The 16,258-nt window shown below is 61.9% G+C and carries 14 protein-coding genes; 5 read left to right on the top strand and 9 right to left on the bottom strand.

Annotated features, from left to right (window positions below; translation table 11 throughout):
- The first annotated feature begins 100 nt into the window (after positions 1-100).
- On the top strand, positions 101-2,059 hold the full coding sequence (locus tag BVU99_RS07445; protein WP_099817477.1) for a ligand-gated channel protein: 1,959 nt from the start codon (positions 101-103) through the stop codon (positions 2,057-2,059).
- 55 nt (positions 2,060-2,114) lie between these two features.
- Positions 2,115-3,068, top strand: a complete 954-nt coding sequence (locus BVU99_RS07440) for a siderophore ABC transporter substrate-binding protein (protein WP_099817476.1) — start codon at positions 2,115-2,117, stop codon at positions 3,066-3,068.
- A 32-nt stretch (positions 3,069-3,100) separates the two neighbouring features.
- Here the strand turns inward: BVU99_RS07440 and BVU99_RS07435 are convergent, their stop codons facing one another.
- Positions 3,101-3,889, bottom strand: a complete 789-nt coding sequence (locus tag BVU99_RS07435) for an ABC transporter ATP-binding protein (RefSeq protein WP_004935663.1) — start codon at positions 3,887-3,889, stop codon at positions 3,101-3,103.
- On the bottom strand, positions 3,886-4,968 hold the full coding sequence (locus tag BVU99_RS07430) for an iron ABC transporter permease (protein ID WP_025303533.1): 1,083 nt from the start codon (positions 4,966-4,968) through the stop codon (positions 3,886-3,888). Before BVU99_RS07430 ends, BVU99_RS07435 begins: the two co-directional genes overlap by 4 nt.
- 364 nt (positions 4,969-5,332) lie before the next feature.
- Between BVU99_RS07430 and BVU99_RS07425 the strand changes: the two genes are divergently transcribed.
- Positions 5,333-6,433 carry a GGDEF domain-containing protein gene (locus BVU99_RS07425; RefSeq protein ID WP_049294860.1) on the top strand — a complete coding sequence of 367 codons (1,101 nt, stop codon included), beginning with the start codon at positions 5,333-5,335 and terminating at the stop codon, positions 6,431-6,433.
- A 45-nt stretch (positions 6,434-6,478) separates the two neighbouring features.
- Here BVU99_RS07425 and BVU99_RS07420 read toward each other — a convergent pair whose 3' ends face one another.
- The 3 genes from BVU99_RS07420 to BVU99_RS07410 all read right to left on the bottom strand — a co-directional run bounded on the left by BVU99_RS07420 (position 6,479) and on the right by BVU99_RS07410 (position 9,337).
- Positions 6,479-7,957 carry an amino acid permease gene (locus tag BVU99_RS07420; RefSeq protein ID WP_025303535.1) on the bottom strand — a complete coding sequence of 493 codons (1,479 nt, stop codon included), beginning with the start codon at positions 7,955-7,957 and terminating at the stop codon, positions 6,479-6,481.
- Between the two features lie 218 nt (positions 7,958-8,175).
- A complete protein-coding gene (yieE, locus tag BVU99_RS07415) occupies positions 8,176-9,042 on the bottom strand; it encodes a DNA-binding transcriptional regulator YeiE (RefSeq protein WP_025303536.1) in 867 nt (288 codons plus the stop codon).
- 97 nt (positions 9,043-9,139) lie between these two features.
- On the bottom strand, positions 9,140-9,337 hold the full coding sequence (locus BVU99_RS07410) for a hypothetical protein (RefSeq protein WP_043136401.1): 198 nt from the start codon (positions 9,335-9,337) through the stop codon (positions 9,140-9,142).
- A 192-nt stretch (positions 9,338-9,529) separates the two neighbouring features.
- On the opposite strand from BVU99_RS07410, the gene BVU99_RS07405 reads away from it, so the two are divergent.
- Together BVU99_RS07405 and nfo are read left to right on the top strand one after the other, a co-directional pair.
- Positions 9,530-10,603: a YeiH family protein gene (locus tag BVU99_RS07405; protein WP_049294862.1), complete on the top strand. Its 1,074-nt coding sequence runs from the start codon at positions 9,530-9,532 to the stop codon at positions 10,601-10,603.
- Positions 10,604-10,701: 98 nt separating this feature from the next.
- On the top strand, positions 10,702-11,541 hold the full coding sequence (gene nfo, locus BVU99_RS07400) for a deoxyribonuclease IV (protein ID WP_043136405.1): 840 nt from the start codon (positions 10,702-10,704) through the stop codon (positions 11,539-11,541).
- Positions 11,542-11,560: 19 nt separating this feature from the next.
- On the opposite strand, the gene BVU99_RS07395 is transcribed toward nfo, so the two are convergent.
- From BVU99_RS07395 to fruB, 4 genes are all read right to left on the bottom strand, one after another.
- Positions 11,561-12,154, bottom strand: coding sequence for a DJ-1/PfpI family protein (locus BVU99_RS07395; protein ID WP_080287108.1), 594 nt, complete (start codon positions 12,152-12,154; stop codon positions 11,561-11,563).
- 160 nt (positions 12,155-12,314) lie between these two features.
- Entirely contained in the window at positions 12,315-14,000 is a 1,686-nt protein-coding gene (fruA, locus tag BVU99_RS07390) for a PTS fructose transporter subunit IIBC (RefSeq protein WP_043136414.1), read from the bottom strand.
- Between the two features lie 11 nt (positions 14,001-14,011).
- On the bottom strand, positions 14,012-14,953 hold the full coding sequence (fruK, locus tag BVU99_RS07385; RefSeq protein ID WP_043136417.1) for a 1-phosphofructokinase: 942 nt from the start codon (positions 14,951-14,953) through the stop codon (positions 14,012-14,014).
- Entirely contained in the window at positions 14,950-16,083 is a 1,134-nt protein-coding gene (gene fruB, locus BVU99_RS07380; protein ID WP_025303543.1) for a fused PTS fructose transporter subunit IIA/HPr protein, read from the bottom strand. The genes fruK and fruB overlap by 4 nt, the downstream gene beginning before the upstream one ends.
- Positions 16,084-16,258 lie beyond the last annotated feature (175 nt).

Below are 16,258 nucleotides of genomic sequence, written 5' to 3'. Positions count from 1 at the left end.
ACGCTGACGAAGCGAAGTATTTCTCAGCGAACGATGAATAATTTCAATAGAAATTCAATTGGTTAATTACTTTCACTTCAATCCAGGAAAGGTTCACCTCATGGAAACGCCACGTTACAGCAAGCTCGCCGCTCTGGTGATTGCCTCACTCAGCGCCACCGCCGCACTGGCCGCGCCGCAGGACGACAACCAGGACACCATGGTCGTCACCGCCTCCGGCTTCCAGCAAAAAATTCAGGACTCCGCCGCGTCCATCTCGGTGATCCCGCGCCAGCAGATCGAAGACAAGGCCTATCGCGACGTGACCGACGCGCTGAAAGACGTGCCTGGCGTGGTGGTCACCGGCGGCGCCAGCAGCAGCGACATCAGCATCCGCGGCATGTCCTCCAAGTACACGCTGATCCTGGTGGACGGCAAGCGCGTTGACACCCGCGGAACCCGTCCGAACAGCGACAACGCCGGCATCGAACAGGGCTGGCTGCCGCCGATGGAAGCCATCGAGCGCATCGAAGTGGTGCGCGGCCCGATGTCTTCGCTGTACGGTTCCGACGCCATGGGCGGCGTGATCAACGTCATCACCCGCAAGACTTCCCGCACCGAGTGGAAAGGCTCGCTGCACGGCGACGCCACCCTTCAGGAAAACCGCGATTCCGGCGATCTGTTCCAGACCAACGCCTACGCCTCCGGCCCGCTGATTGAAGGCCTGCTCGGCGTGCGGGTCAACGGCCTGCTGTCGCGCCGCGCCGAAGATAAAATCACCAACGGTTATAACGAACAGCGCATGCGCAGCGGCACCGCGGTGTTCACCCTGACGCCGGACGAGAAGAACGAATTCGACTTCGAAATCGGCCGCTCGCTGCAGGATCGTAACAGCCATTTGGGCAAGTCGCGCAGCCCCACCATGACAGGTGATAACCTTGAGCGACACGAACGAACCAACTATGCGTTAACCCATAACGGATATTATGACTTCGGTAATACCACCAGCTACATCCAGCGCGAGGAAACCAAAAATCCAGGGCGCCAAATGAAGATGAATAACACCATCTTCAACACCCAGAACCAAATCGAACTCGGCAATCATATGCTGAATGTCGGCGGACAATATCGCTACGAAGAGCTGCATGACAGCGAACCGCCTGTCAAACCTATCGACAAACTGACGCGCTGGAGCTGGGCATTGTTCGCCGAAGACGAATGGGCAATGACCAATGACTTCAGCCTGACCAGCGGCATTCGTTTCGATAAAGACCAAAACTATGGCAATCACTGGACACCTCGCATGTACGGCGTCTGGCACTTGACCGAACAGTGGACGCTAAAAGGCGGCGTTTCCGCCGGCTACCGTTCGCCGGATCTGCGCCAATCCTCCGCAGGCTGGAACCAGATTACCGGCAGAGGCACCGGCATCATTCGCGGCAATCCGGATCTGAAGCCGGAAAAAAGCCTGAGTGAAGAGATCGGGCTGATGTGGGATAGCCTCGAGGGTATCAACGCGGGTGTAACCGTATTTAATACTGATTTTAAAGATAAAATCACCGAAGTACGCACCTGCGATATCAAGCAAGGCGATAAGGAATGCCTTGCCGGCAATACCAGCTATAACTTTATCAGCGATCGCGTCAACGTCGACAAAGCCAATATGCGCGGCGTAGAAGCCACCTTCGGCTGGCAGATCAACAAAGACTGGAAATGGAACACCAACTACACCTACACCGCTTCCGAGCAGAAGAGCGGCGAGTTCCAGGGCAAGGCGCTCAACCAGATGCCGAAGCATATGCTCAACACCGTGCTGGACTGGCAGGCCACGCAGGACCTCAGCCTGTGGTCGCGCGTTAACTTCCGCAGCCGCACCTCAGACTACCTGAGCCGCACGTCGATGGAGACCAGCACGCCGTCCTACACCTTTGTCGATGCGGGCCTGAGCTATCAGGCGGCGAAAAACCTGCAGTTGACCGGCGGGGTTTACAACATCCTCGACAAAACCGTGGATTACGATCACTACCGCACCACGCTGGACGGCCGCCGTTACACCGTCGGCATGACCTACAACTTCTGATGCCCCTGGGCGCGCGCTGCGCGCCCTTTTCATTCCATCACCGTGAGGAAGCTCCATGAGATTACGCCGCTCCCCCCTGATGATCGCCCTGCTGGCCGCGATGGCGCTGGCGGGTTGCCACAGCAAAACCGATACGCCGATAGCCGCTACTCCGGCCACCGTCAACGTCCAGCACCTGAACGGCAGCACCGAGGTGAAGAAGCACCCGCAGCGCATCGTGGTGCTGGATTACGCGTCTCTGGAAACGCTGCAGCTGCTGGGCGTCGAACCGCTGGCGCTGCCCGGCAACCGCAAGAACTTGCCGGATAGCCTGAAGCGCTATCAGGATGACAAATACCTCAATGCCGGCACCCTGTTCGAACCGGATATGGCCGTGCTGCGCGCCGCCAAGCCGGACCTGATCCTGATCGCCGGCCGGGCGTCCAAAGCCTATGACGAGCTGAACGCGCTGGCACCGACGTTGAACATGTCCGTCGATCAGCAGGATCAGTTGGGCAGCCTGAAACAGCGCACCCTGCAGCTGGGCGAGCTGTTCGATAAGCAGCAACAGGCGCAGGCGGCGATCGATAAGCTGGATGCGCAGATCGCCGCAGTCAAACCACAGGCCACCCAGGCCGGGCGAGGGCTGGTGGTGCTGTTCTCCGGCGGCAAGATCAGCGCTTACGCGCCCAAGAGCCGTTTCAGCTTCGTCTATGACGCCCTCGGCTTCTCGTCCGCGCTGCAGTCCGACGAAAAAGACGTGCGCGGCAACAAGCTGACGCCTGAGCAGGTCGCCAAACTGAATCCGGACTGGCTGTTCGTCATCGACAGAGACGCCGCGACCGGGCGGCCGAACGCGGTGGCACCGCAGAAAATCCTCACCGGCACCGCGCTGAAGAAAACCACGGCGGTGAAAAAAGGCCAGGTGGTCTACCTGCCGGCAGCCGAGGTGTATCTGTCCGGCGGCATCGTCACCGCCCAGCACGTCGTCGAACGCGTAAGCGAGGCGCTGAACCGCGCTGCGCGATAAAAAAGCCCGGCGATGCCGGGCTTTTTCTTGGATTAAATCGTCGGCTGGTTCACCAGACCGTCTATCAGCACCTGCGGCGTGCCCTGCGAACAACGCTCGATGCGCCCGCGCACGCCGTAGACCCGCGCCAGGCTCTGCGGCGTAATCACCTGATCCGGCGCGCCATCGGCGATCAGATCGCCATCCTGCAGCATCAGCACGTGGTCGCCGTGACGCAGCGCGATGTTGATGTCATGCACCACCACTACCGTCACGATATTGCGCTTGCGGGTTTCGCGGCGCACCAAATCCATCACGTGGAACTGGTAGTTGAGATCGAGCGCGCTCAGCGGCTCATCCAGCAGCAGCAGCGACGGCTGACGGATCAGCGACTGCGCCAATCCCACCAGCTGTTTCTGGCCGCCGGACAGCTGATCGAGATAACTCAACGCCAGATGGGCGATGCCCAGCTGTTCCAGCAAAGCCATCACTTCCGCTTCGCTGCCGGCGTTGCTGCGGCCGCCCGAGGCGCGCTGCGCCACGATGATCGACTCCAGCACATGCAGGTGCACCCCGGCAGGCAGCGACTGCGGCAGGTACACCACTTTCTCCGCCCGACGGGCGAACGGCATCTGCATCAGATCGCCGTCGTCCAGCCACAGCTTGCCCTGCGCCGGGTTCAGCCCGGCCAGCGAGCGCAGCAGCGTCGATTTGCCGCTGCCATTCGGCCCCAGCAGCACGGTGATTTGCCCGCGCGGCAGCATCGGCACCGAGAGATTGTCGATCACCTGGCGTTTCGGGTAGCCCGCCGAGAAGTTTTCTATCCGTAAACCCTGGCTCATACGTTCCCCCGGTGGCGCAGAATAATGCTCAGGAAGAACGGCACCCCGACCAGCGACGTGACGATGCCCACCGGAATGATCACGCCGGGCACCAGGTTTTTCGACGCCACCGAGGCCATCGACAACACCAGCGCGCCAATCAGCGCACTGGCCGGCAGGTAGAAACGGTGATCTTCGCCGAAGATCATGCGGGCGATGTGCGGCGCCACCAGGCCGATAAAGCCGATCGGCCCGACGAACGCCACCGCCAGCGCCGAAAGCATGCTGATGCGCAGCAGCGTGGTCAAACGCAGACGACGCACGTCGATACCGAAGCTCACCGCCCGGTCTTCCCCCAGACGCAGCGCGGTCAGTTTCCACGAGCTCATCATCGACAGCGGCAGCAGCACGGCGAACACCCCGAACAGAATGCCCAGTTTGTCCCACGAGGCGCGCGCCAGGCTGCCCATGGTCCAGAACACCAGCCCCTGCAGCGTGTCCTCGCTGGCGATGAATTGCATCATCGAGACCAGCGCGTTGAAGGTAAACACCAGCGCGATGCCGAACAGCACCACGCCGGAGGTGGCGACCCGCGTCCAGCGCGTGATGCCGTCGAGCATCAGCGCAGCGAACAGCGCGAAGATAAAGGCGTTGGCGGAGATGAACCACTGGTCGGGAATCCCCGGAATGCCGATGCCAAGCACGATCGCCAGCGCGGCGCCAAAGGCCGCGGCGGAAGAGACCCCGAGGGTAAAGGGGCTGGCCAGCGGGTTATTCAGGATGGTCTGCATCTCCGCCCCGGCCAGGCCGAGCGCAAAGCCCACCACCACCGCCATCAGCGCGTAAGGCAATCGGATGTCCCAGACGATCACCCGCGTGCCGGCATCGGCCGCGGCGGGGTCAAGCAGCGTGTGCCATAAGGACGACAGCGACAGGCCGGACGGCCCCATGGTGAAATCCAGCAGCAGCGAGCCCAGGATCGCCAGTGCCAACACGCCCATCATCATCAGGCGATGGCGAAGAATATGCTGATAACGCCCCATCACGCCGGCGTTGGGTTGCCCCTTGGCGTCAGTCATGGGATCGGTGGATACGCTCATTCGTTAAGATACCTGTTACAACCATCATGACAGCGGCGCGAAGGCGTCCGCCGTGAACCGGAAAGTGTGCGGCAGCAGCCTGCGCGCAGCCGTCCACAATAAAGCAAACGATAATACTTATCAATCATATCAATCGGTGAAAACAGCGTTATCGAAATGTAACAATTTGTTTTTACACGCCATTTTTCAAACCACCACGCTTACCCCCGCCAGCGGCCAGTAGGTTCATTATTCTGAAAGTGATCCCTGATCCGACCAGACTCTGACAAATAACGGCAAAACCACATAGAATCCAAAGCCACAGCACCGCGCGTGCAAAAAACCTTCAGGCCGCCGCAAGAGCGGCCTTATTGACGAGGCTGTAATGAGAAGTCCATCTCCGGCGACAACGCCCAAACGCCCGGCGCTGCTGAACTGGCTGTTATACAGCCCGCTGCAGGCCGATGACGAGCCGTTTCAACGCCAGCTGCGTCTCACGCTGACGCCCTCTCCTCTCACTCCCTGGCTGAATGCCGCAGGGCCGGTCGCGCTGTTGGTGGGGTACGCCTGGCTGAACCGACCGCTGGTCGGTATCGGCCTGCTGCTGCTGTTGCTGCTGTTGACCGCCGGGCGAGCCTGGCTGGCGCGCCGGCGTCAACCCGCCTGGCCGGACGCCATGCTGGTGACGGTGTTGCTGTGGACGCTGCTGGTCGGCGCCAGCGCCGCGCTGGCGATGCTGTCGGGCCGCTTCGTTTTAATACTTTTCGCCGGCCTCACCATCACCGCTCTGGCCTGCTGGCTGATGCAGCGCCACGCCGCCGCGCCACGCTTCGCGCTGCTTGAGGTGATCGCGCTGACGCTGCCTTACCTGCTGGCGGCACCGCTGTCGCGCGTGCAAAATCTGTTTGTCCTGGCGGACCTCGCGCCGCTGTGGCTGGTGCTGGCCCATGGCATGATCGCACGCTACCACCGCCAACTGGTGCAGCACGTCACGCTGGCCTGGGAGAAGCAGCAGGCGTCGCACCGCGATCGCCTGACCGGCTTCCTCAACCGCGCGGGCGGCGAGGTGGTGATGCGTAGCATCTGCCGCCCCGCAGCGGCACAGACGATCTCCCACCTGTTCATTCTTGAGTTCGGTCCGCTGGCGGCGCTCTACCAAAGCCACGGCGTCCAGATCGGCGACGACGTACTGCGCACCGTCGGCGAGCGTCTCAAGACGCTGATCCGCCCGAGCGACTACGTCTGCCGCTATACCGGCGGCCTGTTTTTGATTCTGGTGCACGATCTGCCCTACGGCGCGGAAAGCGAATTCCTGGCGCGCATCGTGCCGCCGCTGGAGGCACCTTACGATTTTGGCGCGTTCGGCGAGGTGAACATGCAGCTCAACGCTGGCATTGTGGCACTGACGCAGCATTATGCGACGGTGGAAGATTTGATGAGTTCGGCGCAGCAGGCGCTGGCGGAAGCCAAAGGCGGGAAAAAGTAAAGCCAAACGCGGCGGGAACCCCCGCCGCGTATCACTCACCGAAAATTACTTCACGTCCATCTTCGGGAATTCCATTTCGCTGTACTTCACGACACGGGTGCCTTGCGACAGCTTGTAACCGAACCAGATCAGCAGGAACAGTGGAATGCCGATGTAGGTCGCGGTCACGCCGTACCAGTCGATCTTATCTTGCAGGAAGGCCTGGTAGTTCTGGCCCAGGGTAATGATCAGGCACAGCACGAAGGCGAAGATCGGCCCCAGTGGGAAGAACCCGGAACGGTACGGCAAATCGTTCAGATCGCGCCCCTGCAGCATGTAACCGCGACGGAAACGGTAGTGGCTGATAGCGATGCCCAACCAGGCGATGAAACCGGTCATGCCCGAGGTATTGAGCAGCCACAGGTAAACCGATTGGTTGCCGAACATTGACGTCAGGAAGCACAGGCCAGCCACCACGCAGGTCGCATACAGCGCGTTACGCGGCACGCCGCCTTTCGACAGCTTGGCGAAAATCCGCGGCGCCTTGCCTTCCGACGCCAGGGTGTACAACATGCGGGTCGATGCGTACATGCCCGAGTTACCGGCCGACAGCACCGCCGTCAGGATCACCGCGTTCATCACCGCCGCCGCCGACAACAGCCCGGCGTGCTGGAACACCAGGGTGAACGGGCTGACGCTGATGTCTTTCACGTCGTTGCGCAGCAGGCTCGGATCGGTGTACGGAATGATCAGGCTGATGATCAGAATGGCGAAGATATAGAACAGCAGGATACGCCAGAACACCTGACGCACTGCGCGTGGGATGTTTTTACCCGGATTCTCCGATTCGCCGGCCGCGATACCGATGAGCTCGGTGCCCTGGAACGAGAAGCCGACGATCATGGCCACGCCGATCATCGCCGAGAAGCCGCCGGCAAACGGCGCGTCTCCTACCGTCCAGTTCTGCCAGCCGGCATGCTCGCCGCCCTTCAGAATGCCGACGATCATCAGCACACCGACGGCGATGAAGATAATCACCGTGCTGACCTTGATTAACGCGAACCAGTATTCCGCCTCGCCGAACCCTTTCACCGAAATGTAGTTCAGCAGGAACATCAGACCGAGGAACAAGGCGCTCCAGATCCAACCTGGGGTGTCCGGGAACCAGTAGTTCATCACCAACTGCGAGGCCACCAGGTCAACGGCGATGGTCACCGCCCAGTTGTACCAGTAGTTCCAGCCCAGCGCGAAGCCGAAGCCTTCTTCCACGTATTTGGCGCCGTAAGTGGAGAATGAACCGGAGACCGGCATAAAGGCCGCCAGTTCGCCCAAGCTGGTCATCAGGAAGTACACCATCAAACCGATCAGAGCGTAAGACAGCAGCGCCCCGCCGGGGCCTGCCTGAGAAACCGTGGCCCCCGAGGCCACAAACAGGCCGGTGCCGATGGAGCCGCCGATGGCGATCATGGTCAAATGCCGGGCTTTCAGCTCGCGGCGCAATCCGGGTGCTTGCTGCCCCGATGTTTTTATATCCTGCTGAGCCATTCGTACCCTATCTGCTCTTTGAAAAAATGAGGGCGGATTGTAACAAATACCCGCCGGTGAACTAGCAACATTGCACTGATATAAGATAGCTTCATAATTCAGAGGCAATTATTAGCCGCGGCCCTTATGGCCTTACTTACTCTCATTAATGTGAGCGCGCGCAGGTTTTTATGCTTTCTTCGGCCTGCGCAGCAGCAGAGGACGTGACGCGCTGTCGATTACAGCGCGCAATAGCTGAGAAAACGCTGCAAGGCGTTGGAAATGTGCTTTTGCCGATGGCGGATCAGGTACAGGGTGCGCCGCAGCGGCGGCAGCGGCACCGGCAGTTCTACCAGTGCGCCGCTGGCCAGCTGTTCTGCCACCACGCGCCGCGACAGGCAGCTGATGCCGATACCGTGCCGCACCGCGTGCTTGATCGCCTCCGAGTTGCCGAGTTCCATCACCAGCTGGAAGTGCGGCAGGTGCGCCAACAGCAGATGATCCAGCACCTCGCGGGTGCCCGAACCACGCTCGCGCAGGATCCAAGGCGCATTGGCCAGCGCCTCCAGCGTCGGCGGTTGGTGGGTCAAGGGATTGTCCGGCGCGGCAAACACCACCAGCTCGTCCTCCAGCCACGGCTGCGTCACCAGCTCCGGCATATGGCAAGGCCCTTCGATCAGCCCCAGATCGACGCGAAAATCCGCCACCGCCACGATCACGTCCTGGCTGTTGCCGACGTTCAGCTCCAGCGGCGTGGCCGGAAAGTCCCGGCGGTAACGGGCGATCATCTCCGGCAGCATGTAGTTGCCGATGGTGCTGCTGGCGGCGATGCGCAGCGCCCCGCCATCATGGCGAAACAGCTGCTCGATCTCCCCCGCCTGCTCCAGCAGCGCCAGCGCCTTGGGATACAGCAACCGGCCGTGCTCGTTGATCACCAGCCGTTTGCCGACGCGATCGAACAGCTGCACCCCCAGCTGCCCCTCCAGATCCGCCAGCGCCGCGCTGACCGCCGATTGCGACAGCGCCAGCACCACCGAGGCCTGAGTGGTCGAACCGCTTTTCAGCACTTCGGTGAAAACTTCCAGTTGACGCAACGTGATATGCATAGCCGTCCCGGTATTGAAAGAAGGTTCTGCCAGAGAACCCAACATGGTGATGTGGGCAGCCCGGCCAGGCTACCCTGTTTGCGGCCAGATCGGCGCGCTATTTGCCCAACGCGACCAGCTGCGCCGCCGCGGCCAGCACCGGCTCGCGCGGCGTGCCGGCTTCGTCCCGCAGTATCAATTGCAGCATCGCCACCAGGTGATCGCGGTCGATCGCCTTGTTTTCTTCAATCAACCGCCGCACCGCGCGCCCCACTTCCTGATCTACCTGCTCTCTGCGTTGATCGTCGGTATCCATCGCCTGCTCCTGTGAGTTGGAAAGTTGACGGCGGCTCGCCGCTCCTCCACACCCTAGCCGCAATGCGGCGTTATGCCAATGCCTGATCCCATACCACTTATTCAGATAGGTTATAAATATATAATCAATTTCTCTTTTATTCAGCCCAAACGTACTCTTAGCAGCAAGAAACAGACTGAAGGACTGACTTTTATGGCGACTGATACCACTCACACCTATCCCGAGCGACGCTTTCCGCTGTTTGGCCTGCCACGGCTGGTGCCGGGGCTGGCGCTGACCGGCGCGCTCACCGCGCTGGCCGTCTGGGCCGGCGATATTCCCTGGGTGGCGGAGCTGGGGCTGGGGGCGCTGACGCTGGCGATCCTGCTCGGCATTCTGGTGGGCAACACGCTGTATCCCCGCTGGCAAACCGTTTGTCACAGCGGCGTACAGCTGGCCAAACAGCGGCTGCTGCGTCTGGGCATTATCCTTTACGGCTTCCGGCTGACCTTTCAGCAGATCGCCGACGTCGGCGCCAGCGGCATCATCATCGACGCACTGACCCTGATCACCACTTTCCTGCTGGCCTGCTGGCTCGGCAAGAAAGTGTTCGGCATCGACAGCCAGACCGCGATACTGATCGGCGCCGGTAGCAGCATTTGCGGCGCGGCGGCGGTGATGGCCACCGAGCCGGTGCTGAAGGCCGATTCCAGCAAAGTGGCGGTAGCGGTCTCGACCGTGGTGGTATTCGGCACCCTGGCTATTTTCGTTTATCCCTGGCTGTATCAGTTGAATGAACACTTCCAGTGGCTGCCGTTCAGCCAGGAAACCTTCGGCATTTACGCCGGCTCCACCATCCACGAAGTGGCTCAGGTGGTCGCCGCCGGGCACGCCATCGGGCCGGACGCCGAAAATGCGGCGGTGATCGCCAAGATGATCCGCGTGATGATGCTGGCGCCGTTCCTGCTGCTGCTGTCGGGCTACATCAGCCGCGGCAGCGCAGGCAAGGCGGAAAAATCCGCCATCACCATTCCGTGGTTCGCCGTGCTGTTTATCGCGGTCGCCGGGCTGAACTCCTTCAACCTGCTGCCGGCCGCGCTGGTGCGCCATCTGATCACCGCCGATACCTGGATGCTGGCGATGGCGATGGCGGCGCTGGGGTTGACCACCCACATCAGCGCCGTGCGCCAGGCCGGGATGAAACCGATTCTGCTGGCGACGCTGCTGTTCGTCTGGCTGCTGGTCGGCGGCGGCGCGATAAACCAACTGGTGCAACACCTGCTGTAATCCCCCTCGGCGGTCCGCTTCGGCGGGCCGCCGCTTTTCGCCATTCAATCCGCCCGCCATCAATGCCATAATGTCACCGATAACACAGGAGAATGAAGATGAAGTTTGTCGGTGCACATGTCAGCGCGTCAGGCGGCGTGGATCAGGCGGTTATCCGCGCGCACGAATTGGAGGCGACCGCGTTCGCCCTGTTCACCAAAAATCAGCGTCAATGGAAGGCCGCACCGCTGGCCGCCGACGTGATCGATAAGTTCAAGAGCGCATGTGCCCAGTACGGCTTCGGGCCGGGGCAGATCCTGCCGCACGACAGCTACCTGATCAATCTGGGCCACCCGGTGGCCGAGGCGTTGGAAAAATCGCGCGAGGCGTTTATCGACGAACTGCAGCGCTGCGAACAGCTGGGGCTGACGCTGCTGAACTTCCATCCCGGCAGCCACCTGCTGCAAATCGATGAAGGCAAGTGCCTGGCGCGCATCGCCGAATCGATCAATATCGCGCTGGATAAAACCGCTGGCGTGACGGCCGTGATCGAGAACACCGCCGGCCAGGGCAGCAACCTGGGCTTCAAATTCGAACATCTGGCGGCGATCATCGACGGCGTGGAAGATAAGAGCCGCGTCGGCGTTTGCATCGACACCTGCCACGCCTTCGCCGCCGGGTACGATCTGCGTACCGAAGAAGACTGCGAGCACACCTTCAAGCAGTTGGGCGACATCGTCGGCTTCAACTACCTGCGCGGCATGCACCTGAATGACGCCAAGAGCGAGTTCAACAGCCGCGTCGACCGCCACCACAGCCTGGGGGAAGGCAACATCGGCAAAACGGTGTTCAGCTACATCATGCGCGATCCGCGCTTCGACAATATTCCGCTGATTCTGGAAACGGTAAACCCGGATATCTGGGCGGAAGAGATCGCCTGGCTGAAAGCACAGCAGTAACCCTCCCTTGGCCGCTCGCCTATGCGCGAGCGGTTTCCCCCACCGTGTGCTCTGCCGCCAGCATGGCGCCGAACTGACACAGCGTTTCTTCATCCAGGCCCGCCGCCCTAAACACCGCGGTGGTAAAGCTGACCGGCGCCGAGCCTGGTGCCGTAATGACACGGTCATCCACGACGGCGGCGGCGCTCGCAACGTAATGGCGCTGCCCGCTGTAGCCCTCAACATTGCCCGTCAAGAACTCGGCAGCGTTGGAGGTATGCGCCCTGCCGTTCAACAGGCCAGCCCGCGCCAACGCCAACGTCCCGCCGCAAATGCCCGCCAGAGTCGCGCCGCGTTGAGACTGCTCGTTGAGCAACGCGCGGATATCCGGCGCCCGTTCGGTTTCCCACAGGGTGCCGCCGACCACCACCAGCACCTCGGGGCGCCAATCCGCCAGTTCGGCCACGCTTTTTTCAACCTCGACCGTCAGCCCGCCCTGTGAGCGAAGCGTTCCGGCCTGCGGCGCAAAAAACGCCACCTCCAGCCCATAAAACGGGCCGCCAACGCCGGCAATCAGCGCGTATTCCCAATCGGCGAAACCGGGTGTGAGTACGATCGCCACTTTTTTAGCCACGGATGAATCTCCTTGAGTCATTGCTTGTTCGCAGGAACAAAGTCGCGCTATCAGCTTAGAAAGCGTTGTGGTTTCTGACCAGGGGTAAATCGTGCTAACTGCCTAAGGCACAAACAAAAACGCGCAGCTCGGGGCTGCGCGTTTTGCGGTATCGCGAGGCTTACGCCGCGGCGGTAACCGGTACTTCAGCACGTTTCAGCAGGGCATAAGCTACGCCCGCCAGCAGCGTACCGGCGGCGATCGCCACCAGGTACAGCAACACCGGCGAAATCGCGCCCGGGATCAGCAGCACGAACAGCCCGCCGTGCGGTGCCATCAGTTTGGCGCCGAAGGCCATCGACAGCGCGCCGGTCAGCGCCCCGCCGGCGATGCAGCACGGCAACACGCGCATCGGGTCGCGGGCGGCGAACGGAATCGCCCCTTCGGTGATGAAGCACAGCCCCAGCACCAACGCCGCCTTGCCGCCTTCCTGTTCGGATTTCGGGAACTTGCGGCGCGCCAGCAGCGTCGCCAGACCCATCGCCAGCGGTGGCACCATGCCCGCCGCCATGATCGCCGCCATCGGCGCATACACCGAAGAGCTGAGCAGCGCCACGCCGAACGCGTAGGCCGCTTTGTTCACCGGGCCGCCCATGTCGGTACACATCATGCCGCCGAGGATTGCCCCCAGCAGTACGGCGTTGGCGGTGCCCAGCGATTGCAGCCAATGGGTCAGACCTTCCATGATTTTCGCCACCGGCGTGCCGACCACGTAAATCATGATGAGGCCGGTGATCAGGCTGGCGACCAGCGGAATGATCAAGATGGGCTTCAGCGCTTCCATACTTTGCGGCAGGCGCAGCTTGCTGCTGATCCCCTTGGCGACATAACCCGCCAGGAAGCCGGCGATGATGCCGCCGAGGAACCCGGCGCCGGTGCTCACCGCCAACATGCCGCCGATCAGGCCCGGCGTCAGGCCCGGACGATCCGCGATGGAGAAGGCGATGAAACCGGCCAACACCGGCACCATCAGCGCAAAGGCGGAGCCGCCGCCGATCTGCATCAGCGCCGCCGCCAACGTGCCTTTGACTTCAAACGCCTTGATGCCGAACACGAACGACAGCGCGATGCACAGACCGCCGGCCACCACCATCGGCAGCATGTAGGACACGCCGGTCAGCAGGTGGCGATACGGGCCGCTGCCCTCTTTCTTTTTCGCCGCCGGCGCCGCGCTACCGCGCTGCTGCGGCTGGAACACCTCCGCCTCGGCCTGCGCCTTGTCCAGTTCCTGCGCGGTTTTCTTCAGCGCCAGACCGGTGGAAGTACGATACATCGGCTTACCGGCAAACTTGTCCAGATCCACTTCGATGTCCGCCGCGACGATCACCAGATCCGCCGCCGCCACTTCTTCCGGGGTGATGGCGTTGCCGGCGCCGACGGAACCGCGCGTTTCCACCTTCACCCACCAGCCGCGTTTCTTGGCTTCACTTTCAATGGCTTCGGCCGCCATAAAGGTATGCGCCACGCCGGTTGGGCAAGCGGTGATCGCCACGATGCGTTTTTGCCCATTGGCTTTCACCGGTGCCGCCGCCTGCGGCACCTGATAGGTTTCAGCTTCGGCCTTGGCACGCGCCAGAAAAGCGTCCGGTTCCCGCACCGCCTGTTCGACATCGCCCACATACACCAATTTGCCGTTCAGCCCGGCGTCAGCAGGAGCAGCCTGCCCCGCCACCACCACCAGTTCGGCGTCCTGCAGTGACTCGACCAGCGTCAGGCCAGTTTTGGCCGCGGCGGCCTCCAGCATGCGTTTCGCCAGGTGGCCACGGGCCTGCCCCAGCGAACTGTCTACCATCAGCAGCGTTTTCATTCTGCCTCCTGCTATTGATTGAAAGGTTTCAGATCGACGCGCGCCATCATCGCGGCCAACTGGGGACGATCGGTCACGCCGACGTTGCTTTGGCTGACCGCCAGCGCCGCTACCGCCGTGGCCAGACGCAGAGTGTGTTCGCTGGATTCGCGCATCAGCAGGCCGTAAATCAGGCCGCCGACCATCGAATCGCCGGCACCCACGGTGCTGACCACCTCACAGGACGGCGGTTTGGCGATCCAGGCGCCGGAGGCGTTAACCCACAGCGCGCCTTCCGCGCCGAGGGAGATGACCACGTGGGCGATGCCCTGTTCACGCAGCGCATGCGCGGCCTCGACCACGTCCGCCAGCGTCGGCAGCGGGCGACCGGCCCAGATTTCCAGCTCGCGGCGGTTCGGCTTCACCAGCCACGGCGAGGCCTTCAGCCCGGCGACCAGCGCTTCGCGGCTGCTGTCGAAAATGATGCACGGGCACTTGGCGCGCAGCTGGGTCATCCAGTCGGTAAAGGCGTCGGGATCGACACCGGCCGGCAGACTGCCGCTCACCGCCACCATGTCGAACTGGCCCAGCCAGCTCAGCGAGTCGCTGACGAAGCGATCCCAGTCCTGTGATGTCACTTCAAAGCCGGAGAAGTTGAAATCGGTCACCTCGCCGTCTTTTTCCGTCAGCTTGACGTTGATGCGGGTGCGGCCCGGCACCACCTGAAAGCGATTGGCGATCCCCAGATCGCTGAACAGCAGTTGGAAACCGTCCTGATTGTCTTTGCCCAGAAAGCCGCCGACGGTGACGTCGATGCCTAAATCCTTCAACACTTTGGCGACGTTAATGCCCTTACCGGCGGCGTGCAGGCCGGCGGTTTTTACCCGGTTGACTTCCCCGCGCTCGATCTGCGGGCAGAAACCCACCAGATCGTACGCCGGGTTCAGGGTGATTGTTGCTACTCTTCTGCTCATGCTGCGCCCTCGCCCAGTCCTTCATTAATCGCTTCGCCAATCGCCTTCAGCGCGGCTTCAGCATCTTCTCCATTGGCGGTAAAGCGCAGGTGATGCCCTTTCTTCACGCCCAACGCCACCACCTTCATCAGGCTGCGCCCGTTGGCCGGCTTGCCGCTGCCGTCCAGGTTGGTGACGGTGATGTCACTGTTAAAACTTTTGATCACGTTGACCAGCGCCGTGCCCGGCCGCGCGTGCAGGCCATGCTCGTTGCGGATCACGAATTCGGCGCTCAGCACGCTGCTCTCTTCCGCCACGTCGCTGGTCAGCAGCGCCAGCACCCCGGCGGCATCCGCCTTCAGCAAGCGTTCAGCTTTGTTGGCCAGCAGCAGATCGCTGAGGTAGTTGAGCACCGCCAGCGGCTGCGCGTCGGCGACCGACACCGTCAGCAGCAGCGCCACCGGCTCGCCGTCTTCCACGAAAGCCTGCGCCGGGCGGCTGACGGTGGCCGCGCTGGCCAGGTTGCCTTCAACGCTGTCGCTCAGCCAAATGCCCTGCCCCAGATTCAGCGGCCTGCGGGTGATGACATCGCTGACGAACTGCGCGTTGACCGCCCCGATTTTTTGCAGACGGCCGGCGTTCAGCGCCTGCAGCGTCATCAGGCTGTCGGCCGCGACGTCGAGCGCAATCAGCGAAACGTCGAACTGGAATTCAGCGCTCTGCTGTTCGCCCATCAACAGGCTGCGCAGCTCTTCCGCGGAGGTGGTTTTCGCCAGCCGCTCCGCCACGCTGTCATCACTCAGCACGTGGGTGAGCTGACGCAGCAGTGCCAAATGCTCGTCGGAACGGGCGGCGATGCCGATCGCCACATAGGCGGTCTGGCCTTCCCCCCACGCGATGCCCTGCGGGAACTGGAACACCTGCACGCCGGTTTTCAACACCAGATCGCGGGTATCGGTGGTGCCGTGCGGAATGGCGATGCCGTTGCCCAGATAGGTGGACGTCTGCAGTTCGCGCTGCAGCATGCCGTCCACGTAACCGGCGCTGACGCAGCCGGCTTCGGTCAGCGCGGCGGCCACCTGACGGATGGCCCCCTGCTTATCGGCGGCAGCGGCGCCCAGATGAATGTCTTGCGGTGACAACTGGAACATGATTCTCCTCTCCTGCTGAATTGAATCGTTTCAGCTTTATTGAGAAAAAGGAGCGTTACCCGCTGCCCACAAGCGGTCGGATAACGCTGAAACGTTTCAAGGAGTGTGTAAGCAGCGCAAGATGAAAGCAAGCTTTCTCCCTTTCGCCATTGCAGATTTTTGAGCTTACGCACAC

Origin of the sequence: Serratia sp. OLAL2, from assembly GCF_002752475.1 — a bacterium.
Taxonomy (GTDB): Bacteria; Pseudomonadota; Gammaproteobacteria; order Enterobacterales; family Enterobacteriaceae; genus Serratia; species Serratia bockelmannii.
This window is presented reverse-complemented; position numbering and strand designations above follow the sequence as displayed.

Excerpts from the sequence above, each read along its gene's own strand:
- BVU99_RS07445 (WP_099817477.1), top strand. The coding sequence starts at position 101 with ATGGAAACGCCACGTTACAGCAAGCTCGCCGCTCTGGTGATTGCCTCA.
- BVU99_RS07440 (WP_099817476.1), top strand. The coding sequence starts at position 2,115 with ATGAGATTACGCCGCTCCCCCCTGATGATCGCCCTGCTGGCCGCGATG.
- BVU99_RS07435 (WP_004935663.1), bottom strand. The coding sequence starts at position 3,889 with ATGAGCCAGGGTTTACGGATAGAAAACTTCTCGGCGGGCTACCCGAAA.
- BVU99_RS07430 (WP_025303533.1), bottom strand. The coding sequence starts at position 4,968 with ATGAGCGTATCCACCGATCCCATGACTGACGCCAAGGGGCAACCCAAC.
- BVU99_RS07425 (WP_049294860.1), top strand. The coding sequence starts at position 5,333 with ATGAGAAGTCCATCTCCGGCGACAACGCCCAAACGCCCGGCGCTGCTG.
- BVU99_RS07420 (WP_025303535.1), bottom strand. The coding sequence starts at position 7,957 with ATGGCTCAGCAGGATATAAAAACATCGGGGCAGCAAGCACCCGGATTG.
- yieE (WP_025303536.1), bottom strand. The coding sequence starts at position 9,042 with ATGCATATCACGTTGCGTCAACTGGAAGTTTTCACCGAAGTGCTGAAA.
- BVU99_RS07410 (WP_043136401.1), bottom strand. The coding sequence starts at position 9,337 with ATGGATACCGACGATCAACGCAGAGAGCAGGTAGATCAGGAAGTGGGG.
- BVU99_RS07405 (WP_049294862.1), top strand. The coding sequence starts at position 9,530 with ATGGCGACTGATACCACTCACACCTATCCCGAGCGACGCTTTCCGCTG.
- nfo (WP_043136405.1), top strand. The coding sequence starts at position 10,702 with ATGAAGTTTGTCGGTGCACATGTCAGCGCGTCAGGCGGCGTGGATCAG.
- fruA (WP_043136414.1), bottom strand. The coding sequence starts at position 14,000 with ATGAAAACGCTGCTGATGGTAGACAGTTCGCTGGGGCAGGCCCGTGGC.
- fruK (WP_043136417.1), bottom strand. The coding sequence starts at position 14,953 with ATGAGCAGAAGAGTAGCAACAATCACCCTGAACCCGGCGTACGATCTG.
- fruB (WP_025303543.1), bottom strand. The coding sequence starts at position 16,083 with ATGTTCCAGTTGTCACCGCAAGACATTCATCTGGGCGCCGCTGCCGCC.